At 71.0% G+C, this 9,674-nt stretch carries 14 protein-coding genes; 9 read left to right on the top strand and 5 right to left on the bottom strand.

Annotation, left to right across the window (positions count from 1 at the left end; genetic code table 11):
• Window positions 1-402 (bottom strand): Hpt domain-containing protein (locus GXW74_RS08610; protein WP_211846068.1); only part of this gene is annotated, 402 nt, incomplete at its 3' end.
• A 73-nt stretch (window positions 403-475) separates the two neighbouring features.
• On the bottom strand, window positions 476-1,099 hold the full coding sequence (locus tag GXW74_RS08605; RefSeq protein ID WP_211846067.1) for a histidine phosphotransferase family protein: 624 nt from the start codon (window positions 1,097-1,099) through the stop codon (window positions 476-478).
• Window positions 1,100-1,198: 99 nt separating this feature from the next.
• On the opposite strand from GXW74_RS08605, the gene GXW74_RS08600 reads away from it, so the two are divergent.
• The 9 genes from GXW74_RS08600 (at window position 1,199) to GXW74_RS08560 (ending at window position 6,784) form a co-directional block, all read left to right on the top strand.
• Entirely contained in the window at window positions 1,199-1,354 is a 156-nt protein-coding gene (locus tag GXW74_RS08600; RefSeq protein WP_211846066.1) for a DUF3553 domain-containing protein, read from the top strand.
• Complete coding sequence (locus GXW74_RS08595) at window positions 1,351-2,106, top strand: sulfite exporter TauE/SafE family protein (protein ID WP_338148186.1); 756 nt, start codon at window positions 1,351-1,353, stop codon at window positions 2,104-2,106. Before GXW74_RS08600 ends, GXW74_RS08595 begins: the two co-directional genes overlap by 4 nt.
• A gap of 85 nt (window positions 2,107-2,191) precedes the next feature.
• Entirely contained in the window at window positions 2,192-2,524 is a 333-nt protein-coding gene (locus GXW74_RS08590) for a GYD domain-containing protein (protein ID WP_211846065.1), read from the top strand.
• Between the two features lie 132 nt (window positions 2,525-2,656).
• On the top strand, window positions 2,657-3,649 hold the full coding sequence (gene moaA / locus GXW74_RS08585; protein WP_246523101.1) for a GTP 3',8-cyclase MoaA: 993 nt from the start codon (window positions 2,657-2,659) through the stop codon (window positions 3,647-3,649).
• The gene (locus GXW74_RS08580) at window positions 3,642-4,040 is read left to right on the top strand and encodes a hypothetical protein (RefSeq protein ID WP_211846063.1); all 399 of its coding nucleotides are present in this window, start codon (window positions 3,642-3,644) and stop codon (window positions 4,038-4,040) included. Before moaA ends, GXW74_RS08580 begins: the two co-directional genes overlap by 8 nt.
• A 102-nt stretch (window positions 4,041-4,142) precedes the next feature.
• On the top strand, window positions 4,143-4,646 hold the full coding sequence (locus tag GXW74_RS08575) for a hypothetical protein (RefSeq protein WP_211846062.1): 504 nt from the start codon (window positions 4,143-4,145) through the stop codon (window positions 4,644-4,646).
• Between the two features lie 75 nt (window positions 4,647-4,721).
• Window positions 4,722-5,576 (top strand): carbon-nitrogen hydrolase family protein, encoded by an 855-nt coding sequence (locus GXW74_RS08570; RefSeq protein WP_246523070.1) that lies wholly within the window; start codon window positions 4,722-4,724, stop codon window positions 5,574-5,576.
• Complete coding sequence (locus GXW74_RS08565; RefSeq protein ID WP_211846060.1) at window positions 5,573-6,343, top strand: NAD kinase; 771 nt, start codon at window positions 5,573-5,575, stop codon at window positions 6,341-6,343. The genes GXW74_RS08570 and GXW74_RS08565 overlap by 4 nt, the downstream gene beginning before the upstream one ends.
• A 225-nt stretch (window positions 6,344-6,568) precedes the next feature.
• Window positions 6,569-6,784 carry a hypothetical protein gene (locus tag GXW74_RS08560; RefSeq protein ID WP_211846059.1) on the top strand — a complete coding sequence of 72 codons (216 nt, stop codon included), beginning with the start codon at window positions 6,569-6,571 and terminating at the stop codon, window positions 6,782-6,784.
• On the opposite strand, the gene GXW74_RS08555 is transcribed toward GXW74_RS08560, so the two are convergent.
• The 3 genes from GXW74_RS08555 to GXW74_RS08545 all read right to left on the bottom strand — a co-directional run bounded on the left by GXW74_RS08555 (window position 6,721) and on the right by GXW74_RS08545 (window position 9,629).
• A complete protein-coding gene (locus tag GXW74_RS08555; RefSeq protein ID WP_211846058.1) occupies window positions 6,721-7,461 on the bottom strand; it encodes an FkbM family methyltransferase in 741 nt (246 codons plus the stop codon). The genes GXW74_RS08560 and GXW74_RS08555 overlap by 64 nt on opposite strands.
• A gap of 144 nt (window positions 7,462-7,605) precedes the next feature.
• Window positions 7,606-8,643, bottom strand: a complete 1,038-nt coding sequence (locus GXW74_RS08550) for an ABC transporter ATP-binding protein (RefSeq protein ID WP_272877247.1) — start codon at window positions 8,641-8,643, stop codon at window positions 7,606-7,608.
• The gene (locus GXW74_RS08545; protein WP_211846057.1) at window positions 8,640-9,629 is read right to left on the bottom strand and encodes an ABC transporter ATP-binding protein; all 990 of its coding nucleotides are present in this window, start codon (window positions 9,627-9,629) and stop codon (window positions 8,640-8,642) included. Before GXW74_RS08545 ends, GXW74_RS08550 begins: the two co-directional genes overlap by 4 nt.
• Window positions 9,630-9,674: the final 45 nt, after the last annotated feature.

Here is a 9,674-nt window from a genome sequence, read left to right as displayed (position 1 = left end):
GGTCGCGGCCGCAGGGGCGGCTGCCCGCCCCTCGGCCGCCTCGTCGAGCGCGGTGATCAGCGGCGCATCCTCGCCCGTGGGCTCGGACCCCGTCGCTTCCAGCCCCGCGACGATCGCCTTGATGCGGTCCAGCGCGGCGAGGATCACGGTGATGCCCGCAGGCGTCACCGGCAGCGTGCCGTCCCGGTAGCGGCCGAGCACGTTCTCCGCCGCGTGGGCCACCGCCTCCAGCCGCGACAGGCCGAGGAAGCCGCAGGTGCCCTTGATGGTGTGGACCAGCCGGAAGACCTCGGACAGGGTCGGATGGTCGTCCGGCGTGCGTTCCAGCCGCACCAGGGCGGAATCGAGGGCCGTCAGGCCCTCATGCGTCTCGGTCAGGAAGTCCGCCAGTAGATCGTCCATCGCCAGCCCCACGCGGTGCGGGGCAGAGGATGCGGCGGCGGCGGCGAAGAATCCGTAAAGCGGCTTGCGGCTCTCAGTGCGGCAGGGTCAGCACCAGCGGACCGGCACCCTCGCCCGGCGGCAAGGCGAGGCCGAGGCGCACGCCGGCCGGGCGTGCGGCGGCGGCAAGCCAGAGCGGCAGCACTTCCCGCCCGGTCGGTTCCCCGGCCGGCGGCGCGCCGGCAACGGCGCGGACCAGCGCGGCAGGCCAGGCGGCGCGCGGGCCGTCGGGCAGCACCACCACCTCGCGCGTCCAGTCGCCGGCCAGGCGCACCATGCCGCCGCGGGGCAGCGCCTCGCCGCCCACCAGCATGGCGGCGAGCAGCACCGGCACCGTCTCCTCCGTCACCATCCATCCGTGGTCGAGGGCTTGCGCATCCGCCGCGGCACGGCCACCGGCGAGCTGGCCCTCGAGCAGACCGAGCAGGGTGCCAAGCGTCGCCTCCCCCTGTCCGCCGAGCAGCGCGCGCCACAACAGCAGGCGCCGGCGCAGCACGGTCGCCGCCTCCAGCGCGATATCCGCCGCCTCCCCGCCGGCGCCGCCGAGCAGTTCGAGGGCATTGCCCACCGTGCCGGCGACGCCGCCGAGGTCGTGGCACATGCGAAGACCGACAAGCCGCGCCAGGCGGAGTTCGGACAGCGGCGAATCGGAAGGCATCGACCTGGGCATCCCTTGCGTCATGGCCGCAGACGGTATCCTCTGGGTGACTTCCACCACCTTAGCGCCAGACACGTGACCTCCCCCATCGAACCAAGCATGCGCGTGCGCCATCCGGCGCGGCCCGATTGGGGGATCGGCCAGGTCCAGTCCGTGGTGGGCGATCGCATCACTGTCAATTTCGAGCATGCTGGCAAGGTGCTGATCAACGCCACCGTCGTCACTCTCGACATCGTGGAGGATGATCGCCGGTGAGCGGCATCCTCGCGTCGGCGCCCGCCGTGCTGGCGGACTGGCGCCTGCTGGCGGCCGTCCTCGCCACCGTCGTCGCCGGCCTGATGCGCGGCTATTCCGGCTTCGGCACGGCGGTGATCCTGGCGCCGGTCTATTCGCTGCTCTGGGGGCCGCGCGCCGGCGTGCCGGTGATGCTGCTGATGGAGTTGCTGGTTTCCCTCCAGCTCCTGCCGGGCGCGCTGAAGGATGCCGACCGGCGGGTGGTCCTGCCGCTGGGCGGCGCGGCGGCGGTGGCGACACCCTTCGGCGCCTGGATCCTGCTGACCGCGGACGGGGATCTGCTGCGCCGGTTCATCGGCGGCTTCGTGCTGGTGTTCGGCCTGCTGCTGATGACGGGCTGGCGCTACCACGGGTCGCGGCCACTGCCGCTCAACCTGGCCGTCGGAACCATGGCAGGGCTGCTCAAGGGCTCGACGGGCATGAGCGGCCCGCCCGTCATCCTGTACCTGCTGGCGGGTCTCGAGGACGCGAAGCGGCACCGCGCCAACCTGATCATGTTCTTCTCGACCATCGCCATCATCTCGGTGGTCCCGCCCTTTCTCGGCGGGCTGGTGGACGGCGCGGTCTGGGTGCGGCTCGCGGTGCTGCTGCCGGTCATGGCGGCCTCGGTGCCGATCGGCGCGCGGCTGTTCCATGTCGTGCCGGAGAAGCTCTACCGCCCCTTCGCCATGGGGGTGCTGATGGCGGCGGGCGGGCTGGCATTGTTAGGATAACGCAATTGTTTCGTATTCGCTCCGGAAGAGCGTAGCCTCCTCCCCCGCGGCCGGCGCTCGGCCGGCCGCAGCAAGGGAGGACGTCATGCCGCACTACATGTTGCAATGGTCCTTCACCCCGGCCCAGGCCAAGGCGATGACCGAGAACCCGCAGGACCGCGAGGGCCCGGCGCGCCAGGTGATCGAGGGCTTCGGCGGCCGGCTGGTCTGCTACTTCTTCATGCTCGGCGAGCGGGACGGCGTCGCGATCGTCGAGTTTCCCGACAATGAGAGCGCCGTCGCCTGCAGCATGCGCGTCGGCTCGAGCGGTGCCTTCGCCGCCTTCGAGACCCATGCGCTGCTGACCTCGGCCGAGGCCCAGCGGGCCATGCAGAAGGTGAAATCGGCGGGGGTCGCCTACCGCCCGCCTTCCGGCTGACGCCGCCCGGGGCCCCGAGGGCGACGCAGGAAGCCCGGCGCCGCCACCGGGGCACCGAATGGGGCTTGCAGCCCCCGCCCCTCCGGCCCCAAATCCCTGACCATGCAGGCACTTGATCCCCCGCCGGCCGGGCTGACCGACCCCTTCGGACGGGCCGTGACCTATCTCCGGGTCTCCGTCACGGATCGTTGCGACCTCCGCTGCGTCTACTGCATGGCGGAGGACATGACCTTCCTGCCGAAGAAGGACATCCTGACGCTCGAGGAGATCGACCGCCTCTGCGGCGCCTTCATCGCGCTCGGCACCGACAAGATCCGGCTGACCGGCGGGGAGCCGTTGGTGCGCAAGGGGGTGATGACGCTGGTGCAGGCGCTCGGCGCGCGAATCGGCGCGGGCGGGCTGCGGGAGCTGACCGTCACCACCAACGGCACGCAGCTCACGAAGATGGCCGGCGACCTGTACGCGGCGGGGGTGCGGCGCATCAACGTCTCGCTCGACACGCTGGACCCGGCGGTCTTCGCGGCGGTGACGCGCTGGGGCAGGATCGAGCAGACGCTCGACGGCATCTTCGCCGCCAAGGCGGCCGGCCTCGCCATCAAGATCAACGCCGTCGCGCTGAAGGGGGTGAACGAGCAGGAGTTCGACCGCATGGTCGCCTGGTGCGGCGAACACGGCTTCGACCTCTGCCTGATCGAGACCATGCCGATGGGCGATATCTCCGGCGACCGCACCGAACAGTACCTGCCGCTCTCCCTCGTGCGGTCCCGGCTGCGGCAGACCTGGACGCTGGAGGAAACCGACTACCGCACCGGCGGCCCCGCCCGCTACGTGACGGTGAAGGAGACCGGCCGGCGCATCGGCTTCATCACGCCGATGACCCACAATTTCTGCGAGAGCTGCAACCGCGTGCGGCTGACCTGCACGGGCACGCTGTTCATGTGCCTCGGCCAGGACGATGCGGCCGAGTTCCGTGACAAGCTGCGCGACCCGTCGGTCGACGACGCGGCGCTGGCGCAGGCCATCCGCGACGCCATCGCGCGCAAGCCGAAGGGGCATGACTTCGTGATCGACCGCCGCCACAACCGCCCGGCCGTCGCCCGGCACATGAGCATGACCGGTGGCTGAGGTTCTGCAGGGCCTGGTCGACAAGCTCACCATCCCCGGCCTGCCCGGCTGGGTGGCGCTGGTGCTGCTGGTCGCGATCGCCGTTTCCGTCCTCGCCTTCCTGGCGATGCCCTTCTCGGTCTTCGGCGTGAAGTCGCGGCTGGAGGCGGTGGAAGCCGAACTCGCCGACCTGCGGACCGAGATCCGCGCCCTGATCCGCCAGCCCGGCTCCGCCTTGCCGCCGCGCGCAGCGGTCGATGACGACTGGGTCGCCCCGCCGCCGCGCGGCGGCTATCGCGCGCCGGAGGTCGAACCCCGGCTGACGCCCCCCGTGCCGCCGCCCGCGGCGCGGCCGGCGCGCGCGGCGCGGTCCGAGCCGCGCCTCGACTGGCCGGGGACCAAGGGAGGCTGACGCCTCGTTTCGGATAAGGCATTTTTTGGAGGCACCTGCGCCGAGCGCGGCCATAGGCAGGGAGGCACGCCGCTGATCCCGATCCCGTTCCCATCGAACAACGTGCCGCTCGGGCTCGACTGGCTCGCCTGGTGCCCTCGGGTCCATGGGCTGCAGCCGAACGACGCCACGCAGCCGGTGGTGGAGCTGATCACCCTCGGCGACCCGAATGCCGGGCCAACCGCGATCGGCTGGCTCTATGCAGTGGTGAGCCCGCAACATCTCGGACGAGGCACGGCTACGACCCAGGCCACGCGCGACTACGCGCGAAGCATCGGCCGGAACGACGACGATGCCGGCCACGTCGTCGGCGGCAACCAGGGCGGCCTCGGCCATGTCTGGTGGAACATCTTCCCGCAGAGCCCGAACATCAACCGCGGCACCTACGCCCAGAACGTGGAGCGGCTGATCAATTCCCTCGTCGCCACCCAGGGCGCGGCGCATCTCTGGTTCCGTTTCAGCTTCGGCAACGCGCTGCACCCGCTGCGCGCGACCCAGGTGAACTTCTTCGTCCTCGGCGGACAGGGCCAGGGCGATTTCTACAACGACGAGGTGCCCAACCCCTGAGATCGGGCGCGTGCCCCCTTGCCCGCCACCCCGGTTGCGCGGATTGATGGGCGCGTCGGGATGCAGGAGGCAGCCTTGCGCGTCAGCGTGATCCAGATGAACCAGGGCAGCGACAAGGCAGCCAATCTCGACCACGCGCAGCGCCTGATCGAGGCCGCCATCGCCGCGGACCGCCCCGGCCTGGTGAGCCTGCCCGAGACCTGGACCAATCTCGGCGGCGGCCGCGATTCGCGCCGCGCCGCGGCGGAAATCCTGCCAGCGCCAGGCGGCACCGGCGGTCCGGCCTACGAGATGCTGCGCGGCCTCGCGCGCACCCATGGCATCACCGTCCATGGCGGATCGATCATCGAGGACGGCGGCGAGAAGCTGTTCAACACGACGCTCGTCTTCGGGCCCGACGGTGCGGAAATCGCGCGATACCGCAAGATCCACCTGTTCGACATCACCGCCCCGGACGGCACCGGCTATCGCGAGAGCGCGCTCTACGGCGGCGGCACCGACCTCGCGCTGTTCGAGGCCGGCGGCATCCGCTTCGGCTGCACCATCTGCTACGACATGCGCTTCCCGGAACTCTACGTCGCGCTGCGGCGGATGGGCGCGGAGGCGATCCTGGTGCCCTCCAACTTCACCCTGCAGACCGGCAAGGACCATTGGGAGGTCCTGCTGCGCGCACGCGCCATCGACAGCCAGTGCTGGATCCTCGCCGCCGCCTCCTACGGCACCTATGAGGAGCGCGGCGCGACGCGCAGCGTCTACGGCCATTCCCTGGTCGCCGACCCCTGGGGCCATGTCGTCGCCAAGTGCAGCGACGGCACCGGCTGGGCGACGGCCCGCATCGACCCGAAGGTGACGGCCCGGGTGCGCGCGGGGATGCCGCTGCTCGAACACCGCGACGCCGCGCGCGCCTGGGTCGCGAAGGCCGCCACGTGAGCGCTGCCCCGCGCCTCGCGATCCTCGCGGCGCAGAACGAGGCGGCGCGCGTGGCGCAGGAGGCGCTCGCGGCACGGTACGGCGCCGCTCCGCCGGAGAAGGCCGATGTCGTCGTCGCGCTCGGCGGCGACGGCTTCATGCTCGAGACGCTGCACCGCTTCCTCGGCCGCGGCGTCCCGGTCTATGGCATGAACCGCGGCTCGGTCGGCTTCCTGATGAACGACTACCGGGAGGAGGACCTGCCCGCGCGCATCGCCGCCGCACAGGCCGCGACGCTGCATCCCCTGCGCATGCGGGCGCTCGCGAACGGGCAGGAACCGGTCGAGGCGCTGGCCATCAACGAGGTTTCCCTGCTGCGCGAAAGCCGCCAGGCGGCGAAGATCCGCATCCTGGTGGATGGCAAGGAACGCCTGGCGGAGCTGATCTGCGACGGCATCCTGATCAGCACGCCGGCCGGCAGCACCGCCTACAACCTCTCGGCGCACGGGCCGATCGTGCCGCTCGGCGCCAACCTGCTGCCGCTGACGCCGATCTCCGCCTTCCGCCCGCGGCGCTGGCGCGGCGCGCTGCTGCCGGCGGATGTCGAGGTGGTGTTCGACATCCTGGAACGCGACAAGCGCCCCGTCGCCGCCGTCGCCGACTACACGGAGGTGCGCGACGTGCGCCGGGTCGAGGTGCGGGAAGCGCGCGACGTCTGCCTGACGCTGCTCTTCGACCCCGACCACGGGTTGTCGGAACGCATCATCGCGGAACAGTTCACGGTGTGATGCCGCCGAGCCTTGTCGATGACGTCGTCATCGGGAGGGCGAACGGCATCGCGCGCAGGGTTGGTGTGGCCGCTGCGCGCCAGACCAGGATCCGCACGCCGGATCAGCCGACAGGCTGGCCGGCATGAGCGGCCGCGCCGGGATTCCCGGCGGCACCCTGTTCCGGGGCACCGCCGCGACGCAGCGCATCGGCTGGAGCATGCTCCACATGCCCTTCCCGCTGACGTGGCGCCGATCGAGACCGAACCCGGCTGGCCCCGCCTGCCGCTCAACGGGGCCTCTCCTGCAGGCCTGCTCACGCCCGGCATTGCCGCGGTGCTGTCGCGCATCCGCACACCGCTGCTGCTGCTGGCCCTGGTGTGGGAAGGCGGTGCGGGCTACGGGCCGGTGCCGTGGCTGCCGACGGCGGTCGCGCTGGTCGCGACGGCGGGAAGGGGCTGAGCGGCGGCGCCATCGATCCCGACGGCATCCTCCGGCCAGTCCTCGGCGACGAAGACAGCGTTGCCGTACCAGATGCCGCGATCGCGGCGGCGCGCGGTCAGGTTCGCCCGCCCGCCGGCATAGAGGTTGAACAGCCCGTAGCCGAAGGCGAAGAGGAAGTCGGCCAGCCGCCCGAACGGGACATGCATCCGGTTGTCCGGGGCGATGCCGCATTCCACCTCGACATAGGCGATGCGCCGCTCCGCCAGCATGTTGCGGAAGCCGGCGAGCACCTCGAGGTCGTGGCCCTCGGTGTCGACCTTGAGGATGTCGATCCGATCGATGCCCTGCGCCGCGCAGAAGGCATCGCCCACGACGACCTCGACCTCCTCGACCATGGCGTTGCCGACCGGACGATCGACGATGCGGTTCATCACGCCGCCCGGCATGGCGAGCATGCGGGCCCGCCCCGGGCGGCTGCCGAAGGCGAGGCGGTGCAGCGTCACGGCGCGATCGTCGCGAAGATTCTCCTGCAGCCGCGCGAAGGTGCTGCTCACGGGCTCGAAGGCGTGGACCTGCACCTCGGGCCAGACTGCGCGGATCTGCCGCGTCGTCTGGCCCACATTGGCGCCGATGTCGAAGATGCAGCGCGGAGCGAAGCCCTGATCAGCCGCCCGGATGTGCTGGAAGATGCTCATGTGGGTCGAACGATGTCCCCAGGATTTTCGTCGTCAAGGCGAGAAGCGCCCAGGTCCGGCGTCACCGCCACGATGGGGCGCGCGCAGGCCGCCCCGGTCGTGGCCTGCGACGGCAGGCCCCGAGGGCCGGACCGTGATCGCACATCAGGCCGCGTCGTTCAGATGGCAGGCGCTCCGCTGCCCCGGCGCCACTTCCTTCAACACCGGCTTCTCGACCTTGCAGCGCTCCATCGCATGCGGGCAGCGCGGGTGGAAATGGCAGCCGGAGGGCGGGTTCAGCGGTGACGGGATCTCCCCCTTCACCACCGAGAAGGCGCGCTTGCGGCTTTCGATCCGCGGCACGGAGGCGAGCAGCGACTGGGTGTAGGGGTGGTTCGGGTGGGCGAAGACCGTCTCCGCGGGCGCTTCCTCCACCACCCGCCCGAGATACATGATCACCACGCGGTCGGAGAGGTGCTCCACCACGCCGAGGTCGTGGCTGATGAAGAGATAGGTGAGGTCGAGCTCGGTCCGCAGGCGCATGAAGAGGTTGAGGATCTGCGCCTGGATCGACACGTCGAGCGCGGCGACCGCCTCGTCGCAGACGATGAAGTCGGGCTTCACCGCGAGCGCGCGCGCGATGCCGATGCGCTGCCGCTGCCCGCCCGAGAACTGGTGCGGGTAGCGTCGCTTGAAGGCCGGGTCGAGCCCGGCGCGGCGCATCTGCTCGTCGACATAGGCGTCGTAGCCGCTGCGCGTGACGATGCCATGGACCAGCGGTGCCTCGCCGACGATGTCGGCCACCCGCATGCGCGGGTTCAGCGACGCATAGGGGTCCTGGAAGATCATCTGCGTGCGCAGCTTCATCTCCCGCGCCGCCGCGCTGGACAGGGAGAGGATGTCCTGGCCGTTGCGCAGGATGGTTCCATCCGACGGCGGCAGGATGCCGGCGACCATGCGGCCGAGGGTGGACTTGCCGCAGCCGCTCTCGCCCACCAGGCCGACGACTTCGCCCTTGCGGATGGTGAGGTCGACGTTGTCCACCGCGTGGACCACCTCCTCCCGCACCGGGGCGCCGAGGCGCCTCGCGATCCGTCCCGCGAAGTCGAGCTTCTTCTCGAAGCGGCGGGAGACGCCGCGCAGTTCCATCATCGGCTCGCCGGCGTCGATGGCGCGCATCGGCATGCTCACGGCCGCGCTCATGCCGCCTGCTCCGCTGCGGCGGTGAGCGGCAGGAAGCAGCGCGCCTCCCGCCCCGGCAGGATCTCGCGGATCTCGGGTTCGGCCATGCAGGCCTCCGCGGCGCGCGGGCAGCGCGAGCGGAAGGCGCAGCCGGGCGGCAGGTTGAGGAGGGAGGGCGTCATGCCCGGGATCTGCCGCAGCGGCTCGCCGCGCTTGTTGCGCGACGGCACCGAGCCGATCAGCCCGGCGGTATAGGGATGCAGCGGATGGTCGAGCACATCGGAGACCGCGCCCTTCTCGACGATGCGCCCGGCGTACATCACCGCGACGTCGTCGGCGAGGCCGGCGACGACCGAAAGGTCGTGCGTGATCCAGATCAGCGAGGTGCCGGTGGTCTGCGCGAGCTTCTGCACCTCGGCCAGGATCTGCCCCTGGATGGTGACGTCGAGCGCGGTGGTCGGCTCGTCCGCCACGATCAGCTCGGGTTCGTGCAGCAGGGCGATGGCGATCGCCACGCGCTGGCGCATGCCGCCGGAGAACTGGTGGGGGTAGGATTTCAGCCGCTCGTCCGGGGACGGGATGCCGACCATGCCGAGCGTGTCGCGCGCGCGCTGGCGGGCTTCCTCGCGGCTGACCTTCTTGTGCGCCAGCACCGTCTCGATCATCTGCGTGTCGATGCGCAGGACCGGGTTGAGCGTCATCATCGGGTCCTGGAAGATCATCGCGATGCGGTTGCCCCGCAGGTCGCGCATCTCCTCCTCGCTGATCTTCGCGAGATCCCGCCCCTGGAAGAGGATCTGCCCGCCGGTGACGCGGCCGGGCGGGTCCACCAGGCCGAGGATCGAGAAACCCGTCACGGTCTTGCCCGAGCCGGATTCCCCCACCAGGCCGAGGACCTTGCCCCGCTCCACGCTGAAGGAGACGTCGTCCACGGCCTTCACCACGCCGGCGCGGGTGAAGAAGTGCGTCCGCAGGTTGCGGACCTCCAGGGTCGGTGCATTGGTCACGGGCAGGAATTCCGGAAATCCGGCCGCATCGCGGCCGGCGCGCAC

This window comes from Neoroseomonas eburnea, from assembly GCF_018129005.1.
Lineage (GTDB): Bacteria > Pseudomonadota > Alphaproteobacteria > Acetobacterales > Acetobacteraceae > Neoroseomonas > Neoroseomonas eburnea.
Note: the sequence above shows the minus strand (reverse complement) of the source record. Positions and strands in the feature narration are given on the sequence as shown.

Excerpts from the sequence above, each read along its gene's own strand:
- GXW74_RS08555 (WP_211846058.1), bottom strand. The coding sequence starts at position 7,461 with ATGAGCATCTTCCAGCACATCCGGGCGGCTGATCAGGGCTTCGCTCCG.
- GXW74_RS08605 (WP_211846067.1), bottom strand. The coding sequence starts at position 1,099 with ATGCCTTCCGATTCGCCGCTGTCCGAACTCCGCCTGGCGCGGCTTGTC.
- GXW74_RS08590 (WP_211846065.1), top strand. The coding sequence starts at position 2,192 with ATGCCGCACTACATGTTGCAATGGTCCTTCACCCCGGCCCAGGCCAAG.
- GXW74_RS08600 (WP_211846066.1), top strand. The coding sequence starts at position 1,199 with ATGCGCGTGCGCCATCCGGCGCGGCCCGATTGGGGGATCGGCCAGGTC.
- GXW74_RS08550 (WP_272877247.1), bottom strand. The coding sequence starts at position 8,643 with ATGAGCGCGGCCGTGAGCATGCCGATGCGCGCCATCGACGCCGGCGAG.